Source organism: Pseudomonas sp. NBRC 111131 (genome assembly GCF_001320525.1).
In the GTDB taxonomy this organism is placed as follows: Bacteria; Pseudomonadota; Gammaproteobacteria; order Pseudomonadales; family Pseudomonadaceae; genus Aquipseudomonas; species Aquipseudomonas ceruminis.
Genome location: NZ_BCBH01000010.1, coordinates 16,858 through 43,457, shown reverse-complemented (window position 1 = coordinate 43,457; position 26,600 = coordinate 16,858). Strand labels below are relative to the sequence as shown.

Below are 26,600 nucleotides of genomic sequence, written 5' to 3'. Positions count from 1 at the left end.
ACTCCATAAACTAAATAGGCGAATGGCACGCTATGGATCGGTTGTTCGAGTGGGTGATGGGGTCAGTCACCAAGCACTCTGGCTTGGCGCGTGGGCATCGGCTTTGATAGGCACAGCCTTGGAAATGAACCTGGCTTGACTGCCCCATCGGGGCCTGCTGGGGGAACAGGTAGCCTGGCTTGAGCGGCAATACGGCGCTCATCAGCTCCTGTGTATAGGGGTGCCGAGGGGCTTTCAGTAATTCTCGAACAGGGCCCTCTTCGACGATCTTGCCGAAGTACATGACCGCAACGCGATCAGCCAGGTGCGCCACTACGCCCATGTTGTGCGTGACGATCAGATAGGACACGCTGAGACTTTTGCGAAGATCATTGAGCAAATTGATGATCTGCGCCTGAACCGAAACGTCCAGCGCCGACGTAGGCTCATCACACACCAGCAATTTAGGATTGGAGATCAGGGCCCGGGCAATCGCGACACGTTGCCGTTGGCCGCCGGACAATTCTTTCGGTGAGCGCTGTGCATACACGCTGGGGAGGCCGACCTTTTCCAGCGTTTCATGTACCAGCGGCTCGTAGGCTTTTTTCGAGTACTGGCGAGCAATCAACGCCATGGCGACAATTTCACCGATGGTTTTTTTGGGGTTCAATGACGCGAACGGGTCTTGAAAAACCGGCTGCACCAGCGCCGCACGTTCTTTGACAGGAATGCTTTGGATTGGCCGGTCATACAGGTAAAGGTCGCCGGAAGTCGCAGGGGTCAAACCCAGCATCATCTTTGCCAGCGTTGACTTGCCTGATCCAGACTCCCCTACCAGGGCCAGCGACTCCCCTTCATAAATTCTCAAGCTGATCTCACGCACCGCTTTGAGGGTGGTCGCCTTTTCCTTCAGCTGGAACTCTTTGGAGACGCACGCTGCCTCCAGCACCATGGTTCTGCTCATGCTTGCTCCTCAGGTACCGGGTTTGTATTCAACGCAGCGAGTCTTGCCGGTTGCGCCAGTTGCCAGCAGCTCAATCCGCCCGACCGTGCAAGTTTCTTTTTTCAATGCGCAGCGCGCGTAGAAGGCACAGCCATGAAGGACTTGATCCAACACCGGCACACGCCCCGGAATCGTTTCCAGACGTCTACCCGTTTCAAGGTCATCCAAGGTTGGAATGCATTGAAACAAGGCCCGGGTGTAAGGGTGTTTGGGCTGCTCGAATAGCTCTGCAGCAGTACCTGTCTCGACCACCTCGCCCGCATACATCACGGTCACTTCGTCGGCGATTGCCGCCACGACACCCAGGTCATGAGTCACCAGCACGATGGATAAGCCCAACTCATCCTTCAACTGCTTGAGCAGGTGCAGAACATGGGATTGGACCGTGACATCCAACGCCGTGGTGGGCTCGTCTGCAAGCAGCAAATCGGGCTCGCACATCAACGCCATGGCGATCATTGCCCGCTGCCTCAGGCCGCCGGAAAGCTCATGCGGGTACTGACCCAGCCGGCTCTCGGCGGACGATATTCCAACTTTCTCAAGCAATGCGATTGCCCGATCGCGAGCCGCTTTTCGGCCTTGCTTCTTATGTTTTCTGTGGATTTCTTCCAGCTGCTCGCCGATGGTCAACGTGGGGTTGAACGCCGTCATCGGGTCTTGAAAAATCATGCCGATCCGATCACCCCGAACGGCTTCGAGTTGACGCCGATCCTTGATATCCAGCGCACGACCACCAAGGTCGACACCGTCGGCCGCTGTACGGATATTCGCCCCATGCAGGCCAACGATAGACAGCAACGTCAGGGACTTTCCGCAGCCAGACTCGCCCACCAGGCAATGAACCGTGCCTTTTTTCACTGTCAGGTCGACCCCCCTGACGGCATGCAAAATGCCGCTCGGCCGTTCGATCCGTACATGCAAATTTCGCAGTTCGAGCATCGCCGTCATCTCACAACGCTCCCGAAACGTCATTGCCCTGGGCAACCCGCGTGGTGCCGTTCAAAATCCGATTCGGGTCCAAGGCTTCTTTGAGCCTGGAGATAACCTGCCGCGCAGCAGAACCTGTGCCCATGGGTGATGCATCTGCGCCGCCGAACAGCGGACCGTTGATGAGCCATTGATCGGGGTTTAATTCAAGCTCCAAGGCGAGCAACACGCTCAACGCCGCATTGGACTCGGTCAAGAACAGAGCATTGAGCAGCCGTTCGCTCGCGCACTGTTGCTCCTCATTACGGCTGGTCCAGAGCTGGCCATCCGGCAGAACGGCTATCAGCCCAACGACGCGTTGTTCTACACCTTGAGTGTGCAGTGGCAGCTGCTGCAGCAACAGTTGCCCCAAGCACTGGCCGGGATAGCGTTGCGCGATGTCATCGGACACAAGCTCGTGCAATGGCGTTTGCTTGAGTTGCGCAACCGTGGCACCCAAACCCACCCAGTAACGGGTGGCTGACACCGGTGTGATCGTATCCAGCCGTTGCAGATTCAAATACACCCGGGGTTCGGGGTTCGCAGCACCTTCCGTGCCGTAGCAGATACTGATCGGGGTATGAGTCCGGCTGCATAACTTAATGACCTCGACCACTTCGCTGGCGCTTTTCGGGCTCATATACAGCGTGTTGGCGTGCTGGCGATCTCGTCCGACGGCTATTGATCTTTGCTCTAATGCACCCAGTAATTCAGAGAACATCGTCTCGGCCGGCGGGGCTATCCTTTGACCTTGGCTGTCGGAGGCATGCATAAGAAAAGGCCTGTAAGAGAACATGCCCGGAGTCTATTGAATGCGTGTATATCACGCACTTACCAATATGTAGGTCACCCTTAACAAAATATTAAGGGCTTGGCGAGGCAACTCGATCAGGCCTCTGAATTCACGCCACTATGTTATCCCTGGTGTCACAGTACAATGTGAAAAAGAAGGATTTATAATCTGCGCTTAAAAACAGTTTATATAATTCACTGTCTTTTAAGAATGAAGAAACCGAGAACACTATAATTATTATCAATTAAGCCAAGCTAGGCTTGGTAACGTGATGTGAGCGTGCGCTTCATAGCGCGCAGCGGGGTGGCAATGGCGCAGAGCAGGGCCAGGGGCATGGCCCCTGGCCGCTTGCGACAGCTTTTATTTTCCCATTTAAAGAGTGCTCAGCGCGCCCTACTCCACGGTAACCGACTTCGCCAGATTACGCGGCTGATCCACATCGGTACCCTTGAGCACTGCCACGTAGTACGACAGCAGCTGCAGTGGGATGGTGTAAAGAATCGGCGCCAGCTCATCGGCAATGTGCGGCACCTTGATGACGTGAGTGCCTTCGCCATTGCTCATGCCGGCATGCTCATCGGCAAACACCACCAATTCGCCCCCGCGTGCACGGACTTCCTGCAGGTTCGACTTGAGCTTTTCCAGCAGTTCGTTGTTCGGCGCCACGGTGACGACCGGCATATCGTTATCCACAAGCGCCAGTGGGCCGTGCTTGAGCTCGCCGGCCGGGTAGGCTTCGGCGTGGATGTACGAAATTTCCTTGAGTTTCAGGGCACCTTCCATAGCGACCGGGTATTGCGCACCGCGTCCGAGGAACAGGGTGTGGTGCTTGTCGGCAAACAGTTCGGCAATCTTCTCGACAGTACCGTCCATGGCCAGCGCTTCACCCAGGCGCGCTGGCAGGCGGCGCAGCTCTTCCACCAGTGCGGCCTCGACGCCCGCTTCCAGGGAACCACGCACCTGGCCTAGCGCCAGGGTCAACAGCATCAGCGATACCAACTGCGTGGTGAACGCCTTGGTCGAGGCCACGCCGATTTCCGGGCCGGCCAGTGTCAGCAGGGTGAGGTCAGACTCACGCACCAACGAGCTGATACCGACGTTGCAAATCGCCAGGCTGCCGAGGAAGCCCAGTTCCTTGGCATTGCGCAGTGCTGCCAGGGTATCGGCGGTCTCACCGGACTGGGAAATCGAGACGAACAGAGTGTCCGGCTGTACCACTACCTTGCGATAGCGGAACTCGCTGGCCACTTCGACCTGGCAAGGGATACCTGCCAGGCTTTCCAGCCAGTAACGGGCGACCATGCCAGCGTGGTAGCTGGTGCCGCAGGCAACGATCTGTACGTTGCGCACCTTGGCGAACAGCTCGGCAGCCTGTGGGCCAAAGGCCTGAACCATGACATGGTCCTTGCCCAGGCGACTTTCCAGGGTGCGCTGCACCACGGTTGGCTGCTCGTGGATTTCCTTGAGCATGAAATGGCGGTACGCGCCCTTGTCAGCCGCTTCAGCGCCTTCGTGGTACTGCACGGTTTCACGTTGAACAAGGTGGCCGCCCTGGTCCCAGATCTTCACCTGGTCACGGCAGATCTCGGCGATATCGCCCTCTTCCAGGTACATGAAGCGATCAGTGACCTGACGCAGTGCCAACTGGTCGGACGCCAGGAAGTTTTCGCCATGGCCCAAGCCGATCACCAGCGGGCTGCCGCTGCGTGCGGCCACCAGGCGATCAGGCTGTTTCACGCTGATCAACGCCAAGCCGTAGGCGCCGTGCAGGCGCTTGACCGCTGCCTTCAGGGCCTCGGCCAGGTCGGGGATGGTCTTGAGGGTGTGATGAATCAGATGAACGATAACTTCGGTGTCGGTCTGCGAGACGAATACGTAACCCAGGCCTTTGAGCTCTTCGCGCAGCGCCTCGTGGTTTTCGATGATGCCGTTGTGGACAACCGCCACTTCGTTGCCAGAGAAATGCGGGTGGGCATTGCCCTCGGTCGGCGCGCCATGGGTTGCCCAGCGGGTGTGAGCGATGCCCAGTTGGCCGATCAGCGGCTCGGCGGCATTGGCCGCTTCCAGCTCGGCGACCTTGCCAATACGACGGCGGCGTTGCAGTTCACCCTGCTGGGTGTAGACCGCCAGGCCAGCGCTGTCGTACCCGCGGTACTCAAGACGCTTGAGGCCTTCGATCAGGATGGCGGTGATGTTGCGCTCGGCGACTGCTCCAACGATTCCACACATGGTTATTGCTCCTGGCTGATCGCGGCGCAAATCAGGTTGATGCCGCGGGCTTGAATGTGTTCGCGTGCCGCTGCGGGCAGGCGTTCGTCTGTAATCAGGGTGTGCACGCTGCCCCAGGGCAGCTCGAGGTTGGGGATCTTGCGTCCGACCTTATCGGACTCGACCATCACGATCACCTCGCGGGCCACCTCAGCCATCACCCGGCTCAGGCCGAGCAACTCATTGAAGGTGGTGGTGCCGCGGCTGAGGTCGATGCCATCGGCGCCAATGAACAGCTGATCGAAATCGTAAGAGCGTAGTACCTGCTCGGCGACCTGGCCCTGGAAGGACTCGGAGTGCGGGTCCCAGGTACCCCCCGTCATCAGCAGTACCGGTTCATGCTCGAGTTCGCTGATGGCGCGGGCTACGTTCAATGAGTTGGTCATCACTACCAGGCCCGGTTGACGGCCCAGTTCAGGAATCATGGCGGCGGTGGTACTGCCACTGTCGATGATGATTCGCGCATGTTCGCGGATCCGGCCGACGGCGGCGCGGGCGATGGCTTTCTTGTAGGAAGACACCGGTTGCACGGTTTCACCCAGCATCTCTTGTGGCACCGGTACTGCGCCGCCGTAGCGACGCAGTAGCAGACCGTTGGCCTCCAGTGCAGCGAGGTCCTTGCGGATGGTCACTTCCGATGTTTCGAAGCGCCGGGCCAACGCGTCCACGCTGACCTCGCCCTGCTCGTTGAGCAAGGCCAGGATGTTGTGGCGACGTTGAGGCGTGTTTCGTTTCGACATGAGCGCTTAAGTTTCGATTCGAAAGATAATGATTGCAATCAAAACCTAAGACCGAGGTCTCGTCAAGGGGTTATTGCACTGTGGATAAGCGCTTGACGCTGCAGCAGCCTGCTCGGCCATAAAAAAAAGCCGACTTATTCACATAAGTCGGCTTTCAACCGGAAAGGGCTGTGGATAATCAGCTCTTTTTGATTTTCTCTGGCCGCCTCCAGCCGTCGATATTACGCTGGCGCGCTCGGGCCACTGCCAGTTGCCCTGGTTCAACCGTCTGGTTGATGGTGGAACCTGCCGCCGTAGTGGCGCCGGCCTTGATATCCACAGGCGCTACCAAGGAGTTGTTGGAGCCGATGAACACATCTTCGCCCAACACGGTCATGAACTTGTTGGCGCCGTCATAGTTGCAGGTGATGGTGCCGGCACCGATGTTGGTACGGGCACCAACCTCGGCGTCGCCCAGGTAGGTCAGGTGCCCAACCTTGGCGCCCTCGCCCAGGTGTGCATTCTTGAGCTCGACGAAGTTACCCACATGGGCCTTGGCCTCGAGCACGCTGCCCGGGCGTAGACGGGCGAATGGGCCGGCATCACTGCCCTCTCCCATGATCGCGCCTTCGATGTGGCTGTTGGCCTTGACGATTACACCCTTGCGCAGGGTGCTGTTTTTGATCACGCAGTTAGGGCCGATCTGCACGTCGTCTTCGATGACCACCTTGCCTTCGAGGATCACGTTGATGTCGATGAGCACATCGCGACCCACCGTCACCTCGCCACGCACGTCGAAGCGCGCCGGATCACGCAAGGTGACCCCCTGGGCCATCAAGCGGCGGCCTTCACGCAGCTGATAATGACGCTCGAGTTCGGACAGCTGGCGACGGTCGTTGGCGCCCTGCACTTCCATCGGATCGTCAGGTTGTTCGGTGGCGACCGCCAAGCCATCCGCCACTGCCATGGCAATGACGTCGGTCAGGTAGTACTCGCCCTGGGCGTTATTGTTCGACAAGCGCCCCATCCAGTCGCCCAAGCGTGCTGCGGGGAGCGCCAGGATGCCGGTGTTGCCTTCCTTGATCGCCTTCTGCGCTTCGCTGGCATCCTTGTGCTCGACGATGGCGGTCACCCGCCCCTCGGCGTCACGCACGATGCGCCCGTAGCCGGTGGGGTCTTGCAGGTTGACGGTGAGCAACCCAAGCTGCTGGTCGCCGACCTGCGCCAGTAGGCGCTGCAACGTCTCGACCTCAATCAACGGGACATCCCCGTAAAGCACCAGAACCGTATCGGCAGTGATCGCAGGCAGTGCTTGCGCCACGGCATGGCCAGTACCCAGTTGTTTGTCCTGCATGACGAAATTCAGGTCGTCCGCCGCCAGCCGCTCACGTACCTGCTCGGCCCCATGGCCAATGACCACATGGATACCTTGCGGCTGGAGTTGGCGCGCACTGTGGATAACATGGCCAAGCATGGAATTGCCGGCTACCGGGTGCAGCACCTTGGGCAGCGCCGAACGCATGCGGGTACCTTGGCCGGCGGCGAGAATAACGATATCGAGTGACATTGACTGGCTACCAATCCTGGGTGGTCAGTGAAACGACCGTGAAAATCGGAAAAAGAAAAAGGGTAGCCGAGGCTACCCTTTTACTCAATCGCAACAGAAGTGCTCAGCCTGGGCCGATTACTTCCCCTTGCGCATTTGCTGGACGGTACGCAGCTGCGCTGCGGCCTCGGCCAGACGTGCGGCGGCGGCGCCGTAATCGAAGTCCGCGCCTTTCAGACTCAGGGCATTTTCGGCAGCCTTGAGGGCTTCCTGAGCCTGAGCTTCATCCAGGTCTGCAGCACGTTGCACGGTATCGGCAAGCACCTTGACCATGTTCGGCTGGACCTCGAGGAAACCACCAGAGATGTAGAACACCTCTTGGGCGCCACCCTGCTTGGTCAGCGTGATCGGACCGGGCTTCAGATTAGTGATCAGCGGCGCGTGGCCTGGAGCGATACCAAGATCACCCAGGTTACCGTGCGCAACCACCATCTCGACCAGACCGGAGAAAATTTCCCCTTCCGCGCTGACGATATCGCAATGGACTGTCATAGCCATCTGCTTGCCTCAACCTGATTAGCGCCCCTTGCGGGGCGCCGGGATTACAGTTTCTTGGCTTTCTCGACGGCTTCTTCGATGCTGCCGACCATGTAGAACGCTTGTTCTGGCAGGTGGTCGTAGTCACCTTTGAGGATGCCGCTGAAGCCAGCAATGGTGTCTTTCAGGGAAACGTATTTACCTGGGGAACCAGTGAAGACTTCGGCCACGAAGAACGGCTGGGACAGGAAGCGCTGAATCTTACGAGCGCGGGATACCAGCTGCTTGTCGGATTCGGACAGTTCGTCCATACCCAGGATCGCAATGATGTCCTTCAGCTCTTTGTAACGCTGCAGCACGTACTGGACGCCGCGGGCGGTGTCGTAGTGCTCGTTGCCGATGACGTTCGGGTCCAGCTGGCGCGAAGTCGAGTCCAGTGGGTCGACCGCTGGGTAGATACCCAGGGAGGCGATGTCACGGGACAGAACGACGGTGGCGTCCAAGTGGGCGAAGGTGGTCGCTGGCGACGGGTCGGTCAGGTCGTCCGCAGGTACGTATACGGCCTGGATCGAGGTGATCGAACCTTCCTTGGTGGAGGTGATGCGTTCTTGCAGAACGCCCATCTCTTCAGCCAGGGTCGGCTGGTAACCTACTGCCGAAGGCATACGGCCCAGCAGTGCGGATACTTCGGTACCGGCCAGGGTGTAACGGTAGATGTTGTCGACGAACAGCAGAACGTCGTTACCTTCGTCACGGAACTTCTCAGCCATGGTCAGGCCGGTCAGCGCTACGCGCAGACGGTTTCCTGGTGGCTCGTTCATCTGACCGTAGACCAGCGCTACTTTGTCGAGAACGTTGGAGTCCTTCATCTCGTGGTAGAAGTCGTTACCCTCACGAGTACGCTCACCCACACCGGCGAACACGGAGTAACCGCTGTGCTCGATGGCGATGTTACGGATCAGTTCCATCATGTTTACGGTCTTGCCGACGCCGGCACCACCGAACAGACCAACCTTACCACCCTTGGCGAACGGGCAAACCAGGTCGATAACCTTGATGCCGGTTTCCAGCAGGTCGTTGCCGCCTGCCTGGTCAGCGAAGGAAGGTGCGTCGCGGTGAATACCCCAGCGCTCTTCTTCACCGATCGGGCCAGCTTCGTCGATCGGGTTGCCCAGGACGTCCATGATACGGCCCAGGGTCGCTTTACCGACCGGGACGGAAATGGCTGCGCCGCTGTCGATGACGTTCAGACCGCGCTTCAAGCCTTCGGTCGAGCCCATCGCAATAGTACGAACCACGCCGTCGCCCAGCTGCTGCTGAACTTCCAGGGTGGTTTCCGCGCCTTCTACTTTCAGCGCGTTGTAAACACTCGGTACGACGTCACGTGGGAATTCCACGTCGATGACGGCGCCGATGATTTGAACGATACGTCCGCTACTCATAGCTGGATCCTCTGAATTTTTGAACCGTTAAACCGCGGCAGCGCCGCCGACGATTTCCGAGATCTCCTGGGTGATCGCAGCCTGACGCGCCTTGTTGTAGATCAGCTGGAGTTCGCTGATCAGGTCACCGGCGTTGTCTGTGGCGTTCTTCATGGCGATCATCCGGGCCGCTTGTTCAGCAGCGTTGTTCTCGACCACCGCCTGGTACACCTGCGACTCCACGTAACGCACCATCAAGCCGTCCAGCAGCTCTTTTGCGTCGGGTTCGTACAGGTAATCCCAGTGGTGCTTGAGTTCCTGATCCGGGGTTGCCACCAACGGTACCAACTGCTCGACCGTCGGAGTTTGGGTCATGGTATTGACGAACTTGTTCGACACCACGGAGAGGCGATCGATACGGCCGTCCAGGTAGGCGTCCAGCATCACTTTGACGGAGCCGATCAGATCATTGATCGATGGCTCTTCGCCCAGGTGGCTGATCGCGGCTACGACGTTGCCGCCAAAGATGCGGAAGAAAGTCGCACCCTTGCTGCCGATCACGCACAGGTCGATTTCGACGCCCTGCTCGCGGTTGACGTTCATGTCCTTGACCAGGGCCTTGAACAGGTTGGTGTTCAAGCCACCGCACAGACCACGGTCACTGCTCACCACGATATAACCGGCGCGCTTTACAGGGCGCTCGATCATGAACGGGTGGCGGTATTCCGGGTTGGCGTTGGCCAGATGACCGATCACCTGGCGGATACGCTCCGCATAAGGACGGCTAGCAGCCATGCGCATTTGAGCCTTGCGCATCTTGCTGACCGCCACTTTTTCCATGGCGCTGGTAATCTTTTGCGTGCTTTTGATGCTCGCAATCTTACTGCGAATCTCTTTTGCGCCTGCCATGTATCACCTATCAGGTTAGCAAGCGGGGGCCGAAGCCCCCGCCGCGGCTTACCAGGTTTGGGTGGCCTTGAACTTCTCGATACCGGCTTTGATACCAGCGTCGATTTCGTCGTTGAAGTCACCCTTCACGTTGATCTTGGCCATCAGTTCGGCGTGATCACGGTTGAAGTAGGCAATCAGCGCTTGTTCGAAGCTGCCGATCTTGGCGATTTCAACGTCGGTCAGGAACCCACGCTCAGCGGCATACAGCGACAGCGCCATGTCCGCGATGGACATCGGAGCGTATTGCTTCTGCTTCATCAGCTCAGTCACACGTTGACCGTGTTCCAGCTGCTTACGGGTGGCTTCGTCCAGGTCAGAAGCGAACTGGGCGAATGCCGCCAGTTCACGGTACTGAGCCAGAGCGGTACGGATACCACCGGAGAGCTTCTTGATGATCTTGGTCTGAGCGGCACCACCTACGCGGGATACCGAAACACCGGCGTTCACTGCAGGACGGATGCCCGAGTTGAACATGGCCGATTCCAGGAAGATCTGACCGTCGGTGATGGAAATCACGTTGGTCGGAACGAACGCGGAAACGTCGCCAGCCTGGGTTTCGATGATCGGCAGCGCGGTCAGGGAACCGGTTTTGCCAGTGACTGCACCGTTGGTGAACTTCTCGACGTACTCTTCCGAAACGCGCGATGCACGCTCCAGCAGACGGGAGTGGAGATAGAACACGTCGCCTGGGTACGCTTCACGTCCTGGTGGACGGCGCAGCAGCAGGGAGATCTGACGGTAGGCAACGGCCTGCTTGGACAGGTCATCGTAAACGATCAGCGCGTCTTCACCGCGGTCACGGAAGAACTCGCCCATGGTGCAACCGGCGTATGGCGCCAGGAATTGCAGTGCGGCGGATTCCGAAGCACTGGCAACCACCACGATGGTGTTGGCCAGAGCGCCGTTTTCTTCCAGCTTGCGAACGATGTTGGCAACGGTGGAACGCTTCTGGCCGACAGCGACATAAACACAGAAAATACCGGAGTCTTTCTGGTTGATGATGGCGTCGATGGCCATGGCGGTCTTGCCGATCTGACGGTCACCGATGATCAGCTCACGCTGGCCACGGCCGACAGGGATCATGGCGTCGACGGACTTGTAGCCAGTCTGTACAGGCTGGTCTACCGACTTACGCCAGATCACGCCTGGAGCAACTTTCTCGACCGCGTCGGTCTCGGTGTTGCCCAGAGGACCTTTGCCGTCGATCGGGTTGCCCAGTGCGTCGACGACGCGGCCCAGCAGTTCCTTACCAACCGGAACTTCCAGGATGCGGCCGGTGCACTTGGCGCTCATGCCTTCGGCCAGGGTGTCGTATGCACCCAGGACCACTGCACCTACGGAGTCTTGCTCCAGGTTCAGGGCCATGCCGTAGACGCCGCCAGGGAACTCGATCATTTCGCCGTACATGACGTCGGCCAGACAGTGGATCCGCACGATACCGTCGGAAACCGAAACGACGGTACCTTCGTTACGGGCTTGGGAGCTCACATCGAGGTTGTCGATGCGGCCCTTGATGATTTCACTAATTTCGGAAGGATTGAGTTGCTGCATTGCTCTGCTGCCCCTTCAAACTCAAGATTTCAATGCTTCGGCCAGTTTCGCGATTTTGCCGCGAACAGAGCCATCGATTACCAGGTCACCAGCGCGGATGACGACGCCGCCAATCAGGCTGGCATCCTCCGACGCGTGCAGGCGCACTTCCTGGCCTAACCGTGCACTGAGAACCTTGGCGAGTTTGTCTTGCTGTTCTTGGTTCAACGCAAAAGCACTGGTGACTTCCACGTCCACGGATTTCTCTTGCTCGGCCTTGAACAGGTCGAACAGAGCGGCAATCTCCGGCAGAAGCAGGAGACGGTCGTTTTCCGCGGCAACACGAATGAAATTCTGTGCCTGTGCATTGAACTTGTCACCGCACACGTCAATGAACGTGGCGGCCTTTTCTGCGCTCGTCAGTCGCGGGGCCTTGAGCAGGCGCTGCATGGTGTCGTCTTGCGACACCGCAGCAGCCAGGCCGAGCATGGCTGACCAATTGGCCAGTTGCTGATGGGCCTGGGCATGCTCAAAGGCAGCCTTAGCGTAAGGTCGGGCCAACGTGGTCAGTTCTGCCATGATCGCCCTCGCTTAAATTTCAGCGGCCAGTTTGTTAACCAGCTCCGCATGCGCGTTTTGATCGATTGTGGCGCCAAGGATCTTTTCAGCACCGTCAACGGCCAGGGCACCCACTTGGGCACGCAGGGCGTCTTTAGCGCTGTTCAGTTCCTGTTCGATCTCGGCCAGAGCCTGAGCCTTCACACGGTCAGCTTCGACGCGGGCCTGGTCACGGGCTTCCTCGACAAGCTGAGCAGCGCGTTTCTTGCTTTGCTCAATGATTTCGGCTGCCTGTGCTTTAGCTTCACGCAGTTGCTGACCCGCTTTCTCTTGGGCCAGTTCCAGGTCGCGAGCTGCGCGGTTGGCAGCGTCCAAGCCGTCGGCAATCTTCTTTTGGCGCTCTTGCAGAGCAGTGATGACCGGAGGCCATACGTACTTCATGCAGAAGAGTACAAAAATCAGGAAGGCAACGGATTGGCCAATCAGGGTTGCATTAATGTTCACGCCAACACCTCGCTCGGTCTTAATTCATCACAGCCATCAACTCGTGGGTACGAGTGATTAGCCGGCGATCTGACCAACGAACGGATTCGCGAAGGTGAAGAACAGAGCGATACCAACACCGATCATGGTTACGGCGTCGAGCAGACCGGCAACGATGAACATTTTGACCTGCAGCATCGGAACCATCTCAGGCTGACGAGCAGCACCTTCCAGGAATTTGCCGCCCAGCAGGCCGAAACCAATGGCGGTACCCAGAGCACCCAGGCCGATCAGCAGAGCAACAGCGATAGCGGTCAGACCAACTACAGTTTCCATCTTTCCTCCCGACTTTTACGTCGTATTGGTTAGGTTTTTAGTTTGAAGCGGTAAAACAAATCGTTTGGTACAGCTGCCCTTGCGGACTTTTAAAGCCCTCCCCCCAAACGAGCGGGGAAGGCTATCAGACACGCCAGGCGGTCTTAATGGTTATCTTCGTGAGCCATCGACAGGTAGACGATGGTGAGCATCATGAAGATGAAAGCTTGCAGGGTGATGATCAGGATGTGGAACACAGCCCACGCCCACTGCAGCACCACACCCAGGCCGCTGAGCCAGAGGATACCGGCGCCGAACATCACGGCGATCAGGATGAACACCAGCTCGCCGGCATACATGTTGCCGAACAGACGCAGTGCCAGCGAGATCGGCTTGGCGATCAGGGTGACGAATTCCAGCAGGAAGTTGACCGGAATCAGCAGGATCTGCACGAAGATGTTCTTGCTGCCGAACGGGTGCAGGGTCAGCTCACCGATGAAGCCGCCCAGGCCCTTGACCTTGATGCTGTAGAAAATGATCAGGGCGAACACGCTGAAGGCCATGGCCAGGGTAGCGTTCGGGTCGGTGGTCGACACGGCGCGGAACGGAATGTGCGGATCACCCGAGATCAGGATGGCCAGCTGAGGAATCCAGTCGACCGGTACCAGGTCGATGGCGTTCATCAGGAACACCCAGACGAAGATGGTCAGCGCCAGCGGCGCAATTACCGGGCTACGGCCGTGGAAGGAATCCTTCACGCTGCCGTTGACGAAGTCCACCAGCACTTCAACGAAGTTCTGCAGACCGCCAGGCTGGCCGGAAGTCGCCTTCTTGGCCGCCATGCGGAAAATGAACAGGAAGATCAGACCCAGCGCGACGGACCAACCCAGGGTGTCCAGGTGGAACGCCCAGAAGCCCATTGCCTTGGCTTCTGCAGCCGAATGGGCGAAGCCCCAGCTGCCGTCTGGTAGTTGACCGTAGGTCAGGTTCTGCAAGTGGTGCTGGATATAGCCCGAAGCGGTTTCTGCTGCCATGGTTGCCTCAAACGCCCTAAGGTCTCGAAAGTCTTTTATTCATCAGCAGGGGCGCAAACCAGCTGACCAAAAGGGTCAACACGAAGACGCCGAAGACTGCTAACGGCGCCAGTGGCTTCACTCCTGCGAAGGTCAGTGCGAACAGCACTGCCGTCAAAATCATCTTGCCTGCCTCGCCTGCGTAGAACGACTTGACGATGGCCTGCGCCGCCCGGGCTCCGCTAAAGCGAAAAGCCTTCCAGGCGAAATACATGTTGGGTAGCCAGGCAATCAAACCTCCGCAGAGACCTGAATATCCACTGACTGCCCCTTTCCACTGCCACAACACCAGCGTTGCCAGCAGCAGCACGACAAATTGAGCCAGCAGTACCGGAAAAACCGCCCAGCGATGGAAAGGCAGGCGGTTTGGCGTGCGGATTTCCATCACAACTGCTCCTCAGAAGTCGACCAACAAGTCAGTAACGACTTGGCATAATTTGTGCCGACAAAATGCGCGCAGAGTATAGGGGTGGATTAACCCCTATTCAACTCTTCGGTAGTGATTTCCGACTGCGCGCTACAACGGGAATTGTTTCAGCGGATGTGAGCAAGCACGCCCTGCAACTCGTCAAGTGAGTTGTAACGAATAACCAGCTGGCCTTTTCCCTTGTTGCCGTGACGAATCTGCACAGGGGAGCCCAGGCGCTCTGCGAGCCGCTGTTCAAGGCGCTCGATATCCGGATCAGGTTTGCTCGGTTCGACCGGATCAGGCTTGCCGTTGAGCCACTGGCGCACCAGCGCCTCGGTTTGGCGCACAGTCAGGCCACGTGCGACAACATGACGCGCCCCCTCTTCCTGACGATCTTCTTCCAGGCCGAGCAATGCGCGTGCGTGGCCCATTTCCAGGTCGCCATGGGCGAGCATGGTCTTGATCGCCTCGGGCAGCGAAATCAGACGCAGCAGGTTAGCCACAGTGACCCGCGACTTGCCTACGGCATCGGCCACCTGTTGCTGGGTCAGCTCGAACTCTTGCTGCAGGCGCTGAAGGGCCAGAGCCTCCTCCAGCGGGTTGAGGTCTTCGCGCTGAATGTTCTCGATGAGCGCCATGGCAATGGCGGCTTCATCCGGCACCTCGCGTACCATCGCCGGGATGGTGTCCAGGCCGGCTTGCTGGGTAGCGCGCCAGCGCCGCTCACCGGCAATGATCTCGTAGCGGTTGCCATCGATCGGGCGCACCACGATCGGCTGCATGACGCCATGACTGCGAATCGAGTGCGCGAGTTCTTCCAGCGCCTGCGGATCCATGTCGCGACGCGGCTGGTATTTGCCACGCTGGATCAGTTCGACCGGCAGGTGTTGCAGTTCCTTCTGGTCGATCTTGACAGCCTGCTCTTCGAGCGCGCTGACGGAAGGACCACTGAGCAGTGCATCCAACCCACGTCCGAGACCCCGTTTCTTAACGGCCATGCGGATTCCTTAAGTTGTCTGTGCAGTGCGTGATTGACGGCGTTGACGGCGAACCAGTTCCCCGGCCAGGGCCAGATAGGCCAATGCGCCACGCGATTGCTTGTCGTAAGCCAGGGCAGGCATGCCAAAGCTCGGTGCCTCGGCCAGGCGGATGTTGCGCGGGATCACGGTGTCGTACAACTGCTCGCCGAAGTGCTCCTTGAGCTGCGCCGAAACATCGTTGTTCAGGCTCAGGCGCGGGTCGTACATGGTCCGCAGCAGGCCTTCGATCTTCAGCTCAGGGTTCAACCGGGCCGCGATGCGCTTGATGTTATCCACAAGGTCACTGAGACCTTCGAGCGCGTAGTATTCGCACTGCATCGGGATGATCACGCCGTCGGAAGCGACCAGGGCATTGAGCGTGAGCATCGACAGCGAGGGTGGGCAGTCGATGAGGATGAAGTCGTAGTTGTCGCGGATCGGCGCCAGGGCGTTGCGCAGGCGGCTCTCCTTGACCTGCATTTCCAGCAGCACCACTTCCGCGGCGGTCAGGTCACGGTTGGCCGGCAGCAACTGGAAGCCACCGTGCTCGGAGTAGTGCATGGCCTGGGCAAGGTCGCATTCCCCGATCAGCAGGTCATAGACCGAGTGCTCGAGTTCATGTTTGTCCACACCGCTGCCCATGGTGGCGTTGCCCTGCGGATCGAGGTCGATCAGCAGCACACGACGCTTGGTCGCGGCCAGCGATGCTGCAAGATTGATACAGGTGGTGGTCTTACCCACTCCACCTTTCTGGTTCGCGATTGCGAATACCTTAGCCATTGTTGCGTGTGTTCCCAGTCATGCCTTGCGGCGCAGTATCAGCAGATGGCGCTGGCCCTGGCAACCTGGAACGGTCAGGGCCTGCTCGCTTTCCACTGTGAAGTCTGCGGGCAATGCTACCAGTTCATCGGCAGGATGCAGCCCCTTCATTGCAAGCCATTGCGTCCCGGTGTCGCCCAAGTGGCGTGTCCAGTTGGTGAAGTTCTCCATGCTGCTGAACGCACGGGAGATGATGCCGCTGAACGGCTGCGCGGGCTGGAAGGCTTCGACCCGGCTGTGGATAACCGTGAGATTGTCCAGTTTCAGCTCCATTTTCACCTGGGTCAGAAAACGCGTTTTCTTGCCATTGGCGTCCAGCACCGTCACTTGCTTGTGCGGATGCAGGATAGCCAACGGGATACCTGGCATGCCACCGCCGCTGCCAACATCCAGCCAAGTGTCCCGATCGCTGTGGATAAACGGCATGACACTGAGGCTGTCGAGCAGGTGCCGAGAAACCATTTCGTCAGGATCACGCACAGCGGTGAGGTTGTAGGCTTTGTTCCACTTGATCAACAAGGCGAGGTAGCCAAGCAGACGTTCATGTTGTTCGGCGCTCAGCTCGACATCGAGCTGGCGCGCGCCTGTGGACAACTCTTCAGCGTGTTGCGGGGTGACCAGGGAACTCAAGCGCTTTGCTCCAATTCGCGGCCAGCGCCGCGTTTTTTCAGATGAATCAGCAACAGGGAAATCGCCGCCGGCGTAACGCCAGGGATGCGCGACGCCTGGCCCAGGGTTTCCGGGCGGGTCTGGCCGAGCTTGCCCTGGATCTCTTTGGACAAGCCGGAGATCGTGCTGTAGTCGATATCCACAGGCAGGCGAGTATCTTCGCTGGCGCGCAGACGGGCGATCTCATCCTGCTGGCGATCGATGTAGCCGGCGTACTTGGTCTTGATCTCGACCTGCTCGGCAACCTGTGGATCGATCACGTCACCGCCAGTCGCTTCGATCAGCCCGGCATAATCGATCTCTGGACGGGCCAGGAGGTTGAGGAGACTGTATTCGTGGCTCAGTGGCGTACCGAACTTATCCACAACGGCTTGGCCCTGCGGCGTATTCGGGCGGATCCAGGTCGACTTCAGGCGCTGTTCCTCACGCTCGATACCCTCGCGTTTGGCGCAGAAGGCCGCCCAGCGGTCGTCGTCGATCAGGCCCAGTTCGCGGCCTTTCTCGGTCAGACGCAGGTCGGCGTTGTCTTCACGCAGGATCAGGCGGTACTCGGCACGTGACGTAAACATGCGGTACGGCTCCTGGGTGCCCAGGGTAATCAGGTCGTCGACCAAGACGCCGATGTACGCCTCGTCGCGGCGCGGGCACCAGCTTTCGCGGCCCTGCGCACGCAGCGCAGCGTTGGTCCCGGCCAGCAGCCCCTGGGCGCCGGCCTCTTCGTAACCGGTGGTGCCGTTGATCTGGCCAGCGAAGAACAGGCCGCCGATGACTTTGGTCTCGAGGCTGTACTTGAGGTCGCGCGGGTCGAAGTAGTCGTACTCGATAGCGTAACCCGGGCGAACGATGTGGGCGTTTTCCATGCCGCGGATCGAACGGACCAGTTCCAGCTGCACGTCGAACGGCAGCGAAGTGGAAATACCGTTGGGGTACAGCTCATGGGTGGTCAGGCCTTCCGGCTCGATGAACACCTGGTGGCTTTCCTTGTCGGCGAAGCGATGGATCTTGTCTTCGATCGAGGGGCAGTACCGCGGGCCAATACCTTCGATGACACCCGAGTACATCGGCGAGCGGTCGAGATTCGAGGCAATGATCTCGTGGGTTCGCGCATTGGTGTGGGTAATCCAGCAGCTGACCTGACGCGGGTGCATCTGTGCATTGCCCATGAACGACATCACCGGGATCGGTGTATCGCCTGGCTGCTCGGTCATGACAGAGAAGTCCACCGACCGGCCATCGATGCGCGGCGGAGTGCCTGTCTTCAGGCGGCCGACCCGCAGCGGCAGTTCCCGCATGCGGTGAGCCAGGGCAATCGAGGGCGGATCGCCGGCACGTCCGCCGGAGTGGTTCTGTAGGCCAATGTGGATAAGCCCGCCGAGGAAGGTACCAGTCGTCAGTACGACCGATTCGGCGAAGAAACGCAGGCCCATTTGCGTGACCACGCCCTTGACCTGGTCCTGTTCGACGATCAGGTCGTCGCAGGACTGCTGGAATATCCACAGGTTCGGCTGGTTTTCCAGGATTTCACGCACTACGGCCTTGTAGATGGCGCGGTCCGCCTGTGCACGGGTGGCTCGAACGGCCGGGCCCTTGCGGTTATTCAGAACGCGGAACTGGATGCCGCTCTTGTCGGTGGCCAGCGCCATAGCGCCGCCGAGGGCATCGATCTCTTTGACCAGATGACTTTTGCCAATACCGCCGATGGCGGGGTTGCAGCTCATGTGACCGAGGGTTTCCACGTTATGGGTCAGCAGCAGGGTTTTTACACCCATGCGTGCAGACGCAAGCGCAGCCTCGGTACCGGCATGGCCGCCGCCGATGACGATCACTTCAAAACGGGAAGGGAAATCCACCACGCACCTCGTGCCTGTTTTTGCGAATAGAGAAGGTAAGCGGACAAGTATAGGGACTTCACCCGCTCTAAAGAAACCTTTTGGGCAAATTTTGACCAGGCTGTGGATGAGTGGCAGACAACAGAAATCAAAGAGAAGAAATTTAAAAAAGCTTTGTTTTTATGTTTATTCTTATGCACACACCTATCTGTGGATAACGTTCTGTAACCCTTCTGTGGCGCCGTGTAGAGAAAAATTAAACCCTGTGGTTGGAGTACCCTGAGGGCTCTGGATAAGCGCATTTAACCTGTGGATTAAATAGCTACTTACCCACAGGCGGGTTTGTCCTCAGAAAAAAACCCTGGTTATCAACATAGCTGAAGTTGAGTTTTCCACAGACCTTAACGGGGCTTTTCCGTGACTGTGGATAGAAAATCAGGCAAAAAAAAGCCGCTCCCCGGAGGAAGCGGCTGTGTTCGACAGGCCGTCTGGACGGCTTCCGAGGCTATTTGCCGATGCAGAAACTAGAGAAGATTCGCCCCAACAGGTCATCCGAACTGAAGGCGCCGGTGATTTCACCCAGGGCTTGCTGCGCCTGGCGCAGATCTTCAGCCAGCAGTTCCCCAGCCCCGGCCTGGGTTAGCTGGGCCCGCCCGTGCTCCAGGTGCGTACTGGCCTGCTGCAACGCATCCAGGTGGCGCCTGCGCGCGCTGAAACCGCTCTCTGCGGTCTGTTCATAACCCATGCAGGCCTTCAGGTGATCGCGCAACAGTTGCAGGCCCTGATCTTCGCCCTTGGCGCTGAGCGTGATCGTCACATGGCCATCATCGCACTGCTCCAGCCCCATTGTTTCGCCGCTGAGGTCAGCTTTGTTACGGATCAGCGTGACCTTCCCAGGGGCCGGCCGCTGGTCGAGAAATTCTGGCCACAACGCGAACGGGTCTCCGGCTTCGGGCGCGGTGGAATCCACCACCAGCAATACGCGATCTGCTTCGCCAATAGCCTTGAGCGCACGCTCCACACCGATCTTTTCCACATGGTCATCGGTATCGCGCAGGCCAGCCGTGTCGACCACGTGCAACGGCATGCCATCGATGTGGATATGTTCGCGCAGGATATCCCGCGTGGTGCCGGCGATGTCGGTGACGATCGCCGCATCGCGGCCTGCCAGTTTGTTCAACAGGCTCGACTTGCCCGCGTTCGGCCTGCCAGCGATCACCACTGTCATACCGTCGCGCAGCAATGCACCCTGCCCGGCTTCGCGCTGCACATTAGCCAGCTCGGAACGGACGGTATCGAGCATCGACAAGACATGGCCATCGGCGAGGAAGTCGATTTCCTCCTCCGGGAAGTCGATCGCCGCCTCGACGAAGATGCGCAGGGCGATCAACGCTTCGGTAAGGAAATGCACACGTTTGGAAAACTCACCCTGCAGCGAGCGCAGGGCATTGCGCGCCGCTTGGCTGGAGCTCGCCTCGATCAGGTCGGCGATGGCTTCAGCCTGGGCCAGGTCGAGCTTGTCGTTGAGAAACGCACGCTCGCTGAACTCGCCAGGACGGGCCAGGCGGCATCCCACTTGTACACAGCGCTGCAGCAGCATGTCCAGGACCACAGGGCCGCCATGCCCTTGCAGCTCGAGCACATCCTCTCCCGTGAATGAATTCGGCCCTGGGAAGAACAACGCGATGCCTTCATCCAGTACCAGCCCTTCCTGGTCGCGGAACGGGCCGTAGTGGGCGTGGCGCGGAGTAAGCGTGCGGCCAGTGATGAGCTTGCCAGCCTCTGCCGCCAACGGGCCAGACAGCCTGACGATACCGACGCCACCACGGCCTTGGGCCGTGGCGATGGCGGCGATGGTTTCACGCACAGTGTTCATGCTCGAAGCCTCTAGAACTGATACGACAGATAGCAAAAACGCCCCCGAGGGGGCGTTTTTATTCACAGGCTAGCTGATTAGCCTGTCAAGCAGCTGCTTTTTTGGTCGCTGCTTCGATACGGCGGGTGATGTACCACTGCTGCGAAATCGACAGGCAGTTGTTCACAACCCAGTACAGCACCAAGCCAGCCGGGAACCACAGGAAGAAGAAGGTGAAGATGATTGGCATCATTTTCATCACCTTGGCCTGCATCGGATCCGGCGGCGTCGGGTTCAGGCGCTGCTGGATGAACATGGTAGCGCCCATGATGATCGGCAGGATGAAGAACGGATCCTTGATCGACAGGTCGGTAATCCACAGCATCCATGGGGCCTGGCGCATTTCCACGCTTTCCAGCAGCACCCAGTACAGGGCCAGGAATACCGGCATCTGCACCAGGATCGGCAAGCAGCCGCCCAGTGGGTTGATCTTCTCTTTCTTGTACAGCTCCATCATCGCCTGGGACATCTTCTGGCGATCGTCACCGAAGCGTTCCTTCAGCGCGGCGAGCTTCGGTGCGACGGCACGCATGCGCGCCATGGAGCGGTAGCTGGCAGCCGACAGCGGGAAGAACAGCCCTTTGATGAGCATGGTCAGCACGATGATCGACCAGCCCCAGTTACCCAGCAGGCTGTGGATATGTTGCAGCAGCCAGAAGATCGGCTGGGCGATGAACCACAGGAAGCCGTAGTCGACGGTCAGTTCCAGGCCTGGGGACAACTCCTTGAGCTTGGACTGAATCTTCGGACCGGCGTACAGCATGGCGCTGGTTTCGACCTTGCCGCCTGCAGGTACGCTGATGGCCGGACCGGTGTAGCCGATGATGTAGTTGCCCTGGCTGTCCTTGCGGGTCTGGACAACGTTGTTGTCCGACTTGGCTGGAATCCAGGCAGTAACGAAGTAGTGCTGCAGCCAGGCGACCCAGCCGCCAGACACATTTTCTTTCAAACTACCTTTGTCGATATCCTTCATCGACACTTTCTTGTACGGCTCGCCCGCTGTCCACAGGGCCGCGCCCAGGTAGGTGGCAGTGCCGGTAGCCGTGCTCGAAGACGGATCACCACTGGCATCACGCTTGAGCTGGGCAAACATGTTGCCGGTCCAGGCCTGGCTGCTCTGGTTGTCGATCAGGTAGCTGACAGTCAGGTCGTACTCACCGCGCTTGAAGCTGAAGCGCTTGATGTAGTTGACACCGTTGTCACTGAACTTGAGGTCGACAACCAGTTGCTCCTGGCCGTCGGCCAGTTGGTAGCTTTTCTGTTCAGCGGCGTACAGCGGACGACCGGTGGAGCGGGCATCCGGGGCATTGGCGCCGGTCAGGCCGCTTTGCGCGAGGTAGACGCGCTCGCCACCGTTGTCGAACAGCTGGAACGGAATGTCCGGATGATCCTGGCGACGTGGGTACTTCGGCAGGTTCAGCTGGACGATGTCACCACCGACTGGATCGATAGCCAGTTCCAGGACATCGGTCTTGACCCGGATCAGATCCTTGCTGAGTGCTACGGGTGCCAGTTCGGCAGGGCTCGAATCAGCGTTGGCGCTAGGGACATCGGCGCTCGCGCCGTTGTTAGCGGCCGGTACGCCATCGGGCAAGCCCGGAGCAACAGTGCTGGCAGCAGTATTCTGAGTCGGCAGGGCAGCCTGGCCGTAGTCATCGTTCCACTTCAGGACCATGACGTAGGACACGATTGCCAGGGCGGCGATCAGGATCGTGCGTTTAATATCCATGATTACTCGGCTATCGAAGAAGTTCGGGAGGAAGGCGCGGGGGGAACGGGATCGAAACCGCCGTCGTTCCACGGATGACAACGCCCCAGGCGACGAACGGTTAGCCACCCGCCACGCAGAAGGCCATGGGTTTCAATGGCTTCGTAGGCGTAACAGGAGCAACTGGGGTAGAAACGACAGTGGCTGGCCATCAGAGGACTGATGGCGTAACGGTAAAACTGGATCGGAACGAGGGCCAGTTTACGCATTTTGACTGTCTACCCCTGCGGAATCGGCGTTTGCTGCGGGAGAAGGCCGGCTGCGCGCCAGGCGTTTCCAGAGCTTGCCAAAATGTTGGTGCAATTCCGGGTTTTCTATCTCACCCAATCCCTTGCGCGCGACGATCACTATGTCCAAGCCAGCGAGCAGGTGCTGGTTCAGGCGGAAGGAATCGCGCATCAAGCGCTTGAGGCGATTGCGTTGAACGGCGAGCTTGACGCTCTTCTTGCCGATCACCAAGCCGAGACGTGGATGATCGAGACCGTTCTCGCGAGCAAGGATCAGCAGGTTTTTCCCTGGAACCTTGCCGGTTGGGGAGTCGAAGACCGCTTTGAAATGCCGGGGTGTAAGCAGTCGCTTTTCCCGACTGAAGTCCTGACTCACCACCTGTGCCGAAAAATCAAATGGCCAGACGCTTACGGCCTTTGGCACGACGACGCGACAGAACAGCACGGCCGTTCTTGGTAGCCATACGGGCACGGAAGCCGTGGGTGCGAGCGCGCTTGATGGTGCTTGGTTGGAAAGTACGTTTCATGGCGTGTTACCTGGGTTTGTCGACAACGGGCCGGAATGGCCCCCTTTTTAAGAGATCGGCGATTCTAGAGAAAGCAAGCCAATAGGTCAATTTCCAACCAGCCATTCCTTATGGAAGGTCGTCGAAGGGGTCCTTCAGGTTGGTGCTTGATCGAGCAGACAAACGGACGACAAAATGAAAAAAAAGAAGAGACATATAAAAAGCTTTTCTGAAGATCTTATAAATCTTAAGTGGATAAGTATCTGTGGATAACCATCTACAGCCCTTTATCCGTAAGGTGTACAGCGTTCCAAAACCTTGTCCACAACAGGTGCTGTGCTTGTGCTGCGCTTGAACACAACCTGTGGATGAATAGGGCGATTATCCACAGGTGAGTTATCAACAGGGCTGACCCCAGGGTTGTGCATAGCCCTCACGTGCGCTTATCCACAGACCTTATGCACACTGCTTGGGCGCCGTTTTGGTCGCTAAATGGCTGTTTTGGCATGGGTCAGAATGTTTCCACATGTGGATAACTGATCGTTCCACCGGTACAATGGCGGTTTGTTTTTGCCTCATCCGGCTTTCAAACTCAGGGGATATCCGTGTCAGTGGAACTTTGGCAGCAGTGCGTGGAGCTTCTGCGCGATGAACTGCCTGCCCAGCAATTCAACACCTGGATCCGTCCGCTACAGGTCGAAGCCGAAGGCGACGAGTTGCGCGTCTATGCGCCTAACCGTTTCGTTCTTGATTGGGTGAATGAAAAGTACCTTGGCCGCCTGCTCGAGCTGTTGGGCGAGCAAGGCAATGGCATTGCACCTGCCCTTTCCTTATTAATAGGCAGCCGCCGCAGCTCTGCTCCGCGGGCAGCGCCCAACGCCCCAGTCAGCGCAGCCATGGCTGCTTCCCTGGCCCAGAACCCGTCGCAGCAGCCAGCTGCGCCCTCTGTCGCGGCAGCCGAACCGGCCGCTGCGGCGGTAACCGAGCCAGTGCTGGTCAATGACATCGGTGAAACCTCGTCGCGCGAGAGCTTCGATGCGATGGCTGATACCGCTTCGGCACCTGCTGCGAGCGGCCGTACCGAACAGCGCACTGTCCAGGTAGAGGGAGCGCTCAAGCACACCAGTTACCTGAACCGTACATTCACCTTCGAAACCTTTGTCGAAGGTAAGTCCAACCAGCTGGCTCGAGCTGCGGCCTGGCAGGTCGCCGACAACCCCAAGCATGGCTACAACCCACTCTTCCTTTATGGCGGCGTGGGTTTGGGCAAGACGCACTTGATGCACGCTGTGGGTAACCACCTGCTCAAGAAAAACCCGAATGCCAAGGTGGTCTACCTGCATTCCGAGCGTTTTGTCGCCGACATGGTCAAGGCGCTTCAGCTGAACGCGATCAACGAGTTCAAGCGTTTCTACCGCTCGGTCGACGCGCTGCTGATCGACGACATCCAGTTCTTTGCCCGCAAGGAGCGTTCGCAGGAGGAGTTTTTCCACACCTTCAACGCCTTGCTCGAAGGTGGCCAGCAGGTAATTCTTACCAGTGACCGCTACCCGAAAGAGATTGAGGGCCTCGAGGAGCGGCTGAAGTCGCGCTTCGGCTGGGGTTTGACGGTGGCCGTGGAGCCGCCCGAGCTGGAAACCCGCGTGGCGATCCTGATGAAAAAAGCCGACCAGGCCAAGGTCGAGCTGCCGCACGATGCGGCGTTTTTCATCGCCCAGCGCATTCGTTCCAACGTACGTGAACTGGAAGGCGCTCTGAAGCGGGTGATTGCACACTCGCACTTCATGGGGCGTGACATCACTATCGAGCTGATTCGCGAATCGCTCAAGGATCTGCTGGCGCTGCAGGACAAGTTGGTGAGTGTGGATAACATCCAGCGCACCGTGGCCGAGTACTACAAGATCAAGATCGCCGATCTGTTGTCCAAACGCCGCTCGCGTTCTGTTGCACGCCCGCGTCAGGTGGCCATGGCGTTGTCCAAGGAGTTGACCAACCATAGTCTGCCGGAAATCGGCGACATGTTTGGTGGCCGTGACCACACCACCGTGCTGCACGCCTGCCGCAAGATCAATGAACTGAAGGAATCCGACGCGGACATCCGCGAGGACTACAAGAACCTGCTGCGTACGCTGACGACCTGATGGCCGGCGGCGCAGCTATTTAAAGGCAAGGGACTAGACCATGCATTTCACCATTCAACGCGAAGCCCTGTTGAAACCCCTGCAACTGGTCGCCGGTGTCGTCGAGCGCCGTCAGACCTTGCCGGTCCTGTCCAACGTGCTGCTGGTCGTGCAAGGCCAGCAGTTGTCGTTGACCGGTACCGACCTGGAAGTCGAACTGGTAGGCCGCGTACAACTGGAAGAGCCAGCCGAGCCTGGCGAAATCACCGTGCCGGCGCGCAAGCTAATGGATATCTGCAAAAGCCTGCCAAACGACGTCCTGATCGATATCAAGGTCGATGAGCAGAAGCTGTTGGTCAAGGCCGGTCGCAGCCGTTTCACCTTGTCGACCCTGCCAGCCAATGACTTCCCGACGGTGGAAGAAGGCCCAGGTTCGCTGACCTGCAACTTGGAGCAGAGCAAACTGCGCCGCCTGATCGAGCGCACCAGCTTTGCGATGGCCCAGCAGGATGTCCGTTACTACCTCAACGGCATGTTGCTGGAGGTGTCGCGCAACACCCTGCGCGCTGTGTCCACCGACGGTCACCGGCTGGCGCTGTGCTCGATGACCGCACCTATCGAGCAGGATGAGCGTCATCAGGTCATCGTGCCTCGTAAAGGCATTCTGGAACTTGCGCGCCTGCTTACCGACCCAGAGGGTATGGTCAGTATCGTATTGGGCCAGCACCACATCCGTGCGACCACCGGCGAGTTCACCTTCACGTCGAAGCTGGTCGATGGCAAGTTCCCGGACTACGAGCGCGTACTGCCTAAGGGTGGCGACAAGCTGGTGATCGGTGACCGTCAGGCGTTGCGCGAGGCTTTCAGCCGTACCGCGATTCTTTCCAACGAAAAGTACCGTGGTATTCGCCTGCAGTTGGCCGCTGGCCAGTTGAAAATTCAGGCCAACAACCCCGAGCAGGAAGAAGCGGAAGAAGAGATCAGCGTGGACTACGACGGTAGCTCGCTGGAGATTGGCTTCAACGTGAGTTATCTGCTGGACGTATTGGGCGTGATGACGACAGAACAGGTTCGCCTCATCCTGTCGGACTCCAACAGCAGCGCCCTGCTGCAGGAAGCCGGCAATGACGACTCGTCCTACGTTGTCATGCCGATGCGTCTGTAAACCGTAGCAGGC

26 protein-coding genes are annotated in these 26,600 nt (G+C 58.7%); 2 read left to right on the top strand and 24 right to left on the bottom strand.

Annotation, left to right across the window (positions count from 1 at the left end):
- Positions 1-10 precede the first annotated feature (10 nt).
- From APH34_RS11780 to rpmH, 24 genes are all read right to left on the bottom strand, one after another.
- Positions 11-943: an ABC transporter ATP-binding protein gene (locus APH34_RS11780; RefSeq protein ID WP_082422782.1), complete on the bottom strand. Its 933-nt coding sequence runs from the start codon at positions 941-943 to the stop codon at positions 11-13.
- Positions 944-952: 9 nt separating this feature from the next.
- Positions 953-1,930 carry an ABC transporter ATP-binding protein gene (locus APH34_RS11775; protein ID WP_054901233.1) on the bottom strand — a complete coding sequence of 326 codons (978 nt, stop codon included), beginning with the start codon at positions 1,928-1,930 and terminating at the stop codon, positions 953-955.
- A gap of 1 nt (position 1,931) precedes the next feature.
- The gene (locus tag APH34_RS11770; protein WP_156358079.1) at positions 1,932-2,720 is read right to left on the bottom strand and encodes an FAD-binding oxidoreductase; all 789 of its coding nucleotides are present in this window, start codon (positions 2,718-2,720) and stop codon (positions 1,932-1,934) included.
- 414 nt (positions 2,721-3,134) lie between these two features.
- The gene (gene glmS, locus APH34_RS11765; protein WP_054901231.1) at positions 3,135-4,970 is read right to left on the bottom strand and encodes a glutamine--fructose-6-phosphate transaminase (isomerizing); all 1,836 of its coding nucleotides are present in this window, start codon (positions 4,968-4,970) and stop codon (positions 3,135-3,137) included.
- 2 nt (positions 4,971-4,972) lie between these two features.
- On the bottom strand, positions 4,973-5,749 hold the full coding sequence (locus APH34_RS11760; RefSeq protein ID WP_054901230.1) for a DeoR/GlpR family DNA-binding transcription regulator: 777 nt from the start codon (positions 5,747-5,749) through the stop codon (positions 4,973-4,975).
- 178 nt (positions 5,750-5,927) lie between these two features.
- Positions 5,928-7,295 carry a bifunctional UDP-N-acetylglucosamine diphosphorylase/glucosamine-1-phosphate N-acetyltransferase GlmU gene (glmU, locus tag APH34_RS11755; RefSeq protein WP_054901229.1) on the bottom strand — a complete coding sequence of 456 codons (1,368 nt, stop codon included), beginning with the start codon at positions 7,293-7,295 and terminating at the stop codon, positions 5,928-5,930.
- 117 nt (positions 7,296-7,412) lie between these two features.
- Positions 7,413-7,832, bottom strand: coding sequence for a F0F1 ATP synthase subunit epsilon (locus APH34_RS11750; RefSeq protein WP_054901228.1), 420 nt, complete (start codon positions 7,830-7,832; stop codon positions 7,413-7,415).
- 44 nt (positions 7,833-7,876) lie between these two features.
- Complete coding sequence (gene atpD, locus APH34_RS11745; RefSeq protein WP_054901227.1) at positions 7,877-9,253, bottom strand: F0F1 ATP synthase subunit beta; 1,377 nt, start codon at positions 9,251-9,253, stop codon at positions 7,877-7,879.
- A gap of 27 nt (positions 9,254-9,280) precedes the next feature.
- Positions 9,281-10,141, bottom strand: a complete 861-nt coding sequence (gene atpG / locus APH34_RS11740; protein ID WP_012316947.1) for a F0F1 ATP synthase subunit gamma — start codon at positions 10,139-10,141, stop codon at positions 9,281-9,283.
- A gap of 48 nt (positions 10,142-10,189) precedes the next feature.
- Positions 10,190-11,734, bottom strand: a complete 1,545-nt coding sequence (atpA, locus tag APH34_RS11735; RefSeq protein ID WP_054901226.1) for a F0F1 ATP synthase subunit alpha — start codon at positions 11,732-11,734, stop codon at positions 10,190-10,192.
- A 21-nt stretch (positions 11,735-11,755) separates the two neighbouring features.
- Positions 11,756-12,292 (bottom strand): F0F1 ATP synthase subunit delta, encoded by a 537-nt coding sequence (locus APH34_RS11730; RefSeq protein WP_054901225.1) that lies wholly within the window; start codon positions 12,290-12,292, stop codon positions 11,756-11,758.
- 12 nt (positions 12,293-12,304) lie between these two features.
- A complete protein-coding gene (locus tag APH34_RS11725; protein ID WP_054901224.1) occupies positions 12,305-12,775 on the bottom strand; it encodes a F0F1 ATP synthase subunit B in 471 nt (156 codons plus the stop codon).
- A 57-nt stretch (positions 12,776-12,832) separates the two neighbouring features.
- Positions 12,833-13,090 (bottom strand): F0F1 ATP synthase subunit C, encoded by a 258-nt coding sequence (gene atpE / locus APH34_RS11720; protein ID WP_003097235.1) that lies wholly within the window; start codon positions 13,088-13,090, stop codon positions 12,833-12,835.
- Between the two features lie 143 nt (positions 13,091-13,233).
- On the bottom strand, positions 13,234-14,103 hold the full coding sequence (gene atpB, locus APH34_RS11715) for a F0F1 ATP synthase subunit A (RefSeq protein ID WP_054901223.1): 870 nt from the start codon (positions 14,101-14,103) through the stop codon (positions 13,234-13,236).
- A 16-nt stretch (positions 14,104-14,119) separates the two neighbouring features.
- Positions 14,120-14,527, bottom strand: coding sequence for a F0F1 ATP synthase subunit I (locus APH34_RS11710; protein ID WP_012316950.1), 408 nt, complete (start codon positions 14,525-14,527; stop codon positions 14,120-14,122).
- Between the two features lie 149 nt (positions 14,528-14,676).
- Positions 14,677-15,549, bottom strand: coding sequence for a ParB/RepB/Spo0J family partition protein (locus APH34_RS11705; RefSeq protein WP_054901222.1), 873 nt, complete (start codon positions 15,547-15,549; stop codon positions 14,677-14,679).
- Positions 15,550-15,558: 9 nt separating this feature from the next.
- A complete protein-coding gene (locus tag APH34_RS11700; RefSeq protein WP_054901221.1) occupies positions 15,559-16,350 on the bottom strand; it encodes a ParA family protein in 792 nt (263 codons plus the stop codon).
- Between the two features lie 18 nt (positions 16,351-16,368).
- Positions 16,369-17,019, bottom strand: coding sequence for a 16S rRNA (guanine(527)-N(7))-methyltransferase RsmG (rsmG, locus tag APH34_RS11695; protein WP_054901220.1), 651 nt, complete (start codon positions 17,017-17,019; stop codon positions 16,369-16,371).
- Complete coding sequence (mnmG, locus tag APH34_RS11690) at positions 17,016-18,908, bottom strand: tRNA uridine-5-carboxymethylaminomethyl(34) synthesis enzyme MnmG (RefSeq protein WP_054901219.1); 1,893 nt, start codon at positions 18,906-18,908, stop codon at positions 17,016-17,018. The genes rsmG and mnmG overlap by 4 nt, the downstream gene beginning before the upstream one ends.
- 484 nt (positions 18,909-19,392) lie before the next feature.
- Positions 19,393-20,763, bottom strand: coding sequence for a tRNA uridine-5-carboxymethylaminomethyl(34) synthesis GTPase MnmE (gene mnmE, locus APH34_RS11685; protein WP_054901218.1), 1,371 nt, complete (start codon positions 20,761-20,763; stop codon positions 19,393-19,395).
- A gap of 85 nt (positions 20,764-20,848) precedes the next feature.
- Positions 20,849-22,531, bottom strand: a complete 1,683-nt coding sequence (gene yidC / locus APH34_RS11680) for a membrane protein insertase YidC (RefSeq protein WP_054901217.1) — start codon at positions 22,529-22,531, stop codon at positions 20,849-20,851.
- Positions 22,532-22,533: 2 nt separating this feature from the next.
- On the bottom strand, positions 22,534-22,779 hold the full coding sequence (gene yidD, locus APH34_RS28665; RefSeq protein ID WP_082422780.1) for a membrane protein insertion efficiency factor YidD: 246 nt from the start codon (positions 22,777-22,779) through the stop codon (positions 22,534-22,536).
- Entirely contained in the window at positions 22,772-23,176 is a 405-nt protein-coding gene (gene rnpA / locus APH34_RS28660) for a ribonuclease P protein component (RefSeq protein ID WP_082422779.1), read from the bottom strand. The genes yidD and rnpA overlap by 8 nt, the downstream gene beginning before the upstream one ends.
- Positions 23,177-23,189: 13 nt before the next feature.
- Positions 23,190-23,324 (bottom strand): 50S ribosomal protein L34, encoded by a 135-nt coding sequence (gene rpmH / locus APH34_RS28655; protein WP_003253163.1) that lies wholly within the window; start codon positions 23,322-23,324, stop codon positions 23,190-23,192.
- 584 nt (positions 23,325-23,908) lie between these two features.
- Between rpmH and dnaA the strand changes: the two genes are divergently transcribed.
- Together dnaA and dnaN are read left to right on the top strand one after the other, a co-directional pair.
- Positions 23,909-25,444 (top strand): chromosomal replication initiator protein DnaA, encoded by a 1,536-nt coding sequence (gene dnaA / locus APH34_RS11670; protein ID WP_054901215.1) that lies wholly within the window; start codon positions 23,909-23,911, stop codon positions 25,442-25,444.
- A 40-nt stretch (positions 25,445-25,484) separates the two neighbouring features.
- Positions 25,485-26,588 carry a DNA polymerase III subunit beta gene (gene dnaN, locus APH34_RS11665; protein WP_054901214.1) on the top strand — a complete coding sequence of 368 codons (1,104 nt, stop codon included), beginning with the start codon at positions 25,485-25,487 and terminating at the stop codon, positions 26,586-26,588.
- Positions 26,589-26,600 lie beyond the last annotated feature (12 nt).

Excerpts from the sequence above, each read along its gene's own strand:
- APH34_RS11780 (WP_082422782.1), bottom strand. The coding sequence starts at position 943 with ATGAGCAGAACCATGGTGCTGGAGGCAGCGTGCGTCTCCAAAGAGTTC.
- APH34_RS11775 (WP_054901233.1), bottom strand. The coding sequence starts at position 1,930 with ATGACGGCGATGCTCGAACTGCGAAATTTGCATGTACGGATCGAACGG.
- APH34_RS11770 (WP_156358079.1), bottom strand. The coding sequence starts at position 2,720 with ATGCATGCCTCCGACAGCCAAGGTCAAAGGATAGCCCCGCCGGCCGAG.
- glmS (WP_054901231.1), bottom strand. The coding sequence starts at position 4,970 with ATGTGTGGAATCGTTGGAGCAGTCGCCGAGCGCAACATCACCGCCATC.
- APH34_RS11760 (WP_054901230.1), bottom strand. The coding sequence starts at position 5,749 with ATGTCGAAACGAAACACGCCTCAACGTCGCCACAACATCCTGGCCTTG.
- glmU (WP_054901229.1), bottom strand. The coding sequence starts at position 7,295 with ATGTCACTCGATATCGTTATTCTCGCCGCCGGCCAAGGTACCCGCATG.
- APH34_RS11750 (WP_054901228.1), bottom strand. The coding sequence starts at position 7,832 with ATGGCTATGACAGTCCATTGCGATATCGTCAGCGCGGAAGGGGAAATT.
- atpD (WP_054901227.1), bottom strand. The coding sequence starts at position 9,253 with ATGAGTAGCGGACGTATCGTTCAAATCATCGGCGCCGTCATCGACGTG.
- atpG (WP_012316947.1), bottom strand. The coding sequence starts at position 10,141 with ATGGCAGGCGCAAAAGAGATTCGCAGTAAGATTGCGAGCATCAAAAGC.
- atpA (WP_054901226.1), bottom strand. The coding sequence starts at position 11,734 with ATGCAGCAACTCAATCCTTCCGAAATTAGTGAAATCATCAAGGGCCGC.
- APH34_RS11730 (WP_054901225.1), bottom strand. The coding sequence starts at position 12,292 with ATGGCAGAACTGACCACGTTGGCCCGACCTTACGCTAAGGCTGCCTTT.
- atpE (WP_003097235.1), bottom strand. The coding sequence starts at position 13,090 with ATGGAAACTGTAGTTGGTCTGACCGCTATCGCTGTTGCTCTGCTGATC.
- atpB (WP_054901223.1), bottom strand. The coding sequence starts at position 14,103 with ATGGCAGCAGAAACCGCTTCGGGCTATATCCAGCACCACTTGCAGAAC.
- APH34_RS11710 (WP_012316950.1), bottom strand. The coding sequence starts at position 14,527 with ATGGAAATCCGCACGCCAAACCGCCTGCCTTTCCATCGCTGGGCGGTT.
- APH34_RS11705 (WP_054901222.1), bottom strand. The coding sequence starts at position 15,549 with ATGGCCGTTAAGAAACGGGGTCTCGGACGTGGGTTGGATGCACTGCTC.
- APH34_RS11700 (WP_054901221.1), bottom strand. The coding sequence starts at position 16,350 with ATGGCTAAGGTATTCGCAATCGCGAACCAGAAAGGTGGAGTGGGTAAG.
- mnmE (WP_054901218.1), bottom strand. The coding sequence starts at position 20,763 with ATGAACACTGTGCGTGAAACCATCGCCGCCATCGCCACGGCCCAAGGC.
- yidC (WP_054901217.1), bottom strand. The coding sequence starts at position 22,531 with ATGGATATTAAACGCACGATCCTGATCGCCGCCCTGGCAATCGTGTCC.
- yidD (WP_082422780.1), bottom strand. The coding sequence starts at position 22,779 with ATGCGTAAACTGGCCCTCGTTCCGATCCAGTTTTACCGTTACGCCATC.
- rpmH (WP_003253163.1), bottom strand. The coding sequence starts at position 23,324 with ATGAAACGTACTTTCCAACCAAGCACCATCAAGCGCGCTCGCACCCAC.
- dnaN (WP_054901214.1), top strand. The coding sequence starts at position 25,485 with ATGCATTTCACCATTCAACGCGAAGCCCTGTTGAAACCCCTGCAACTG.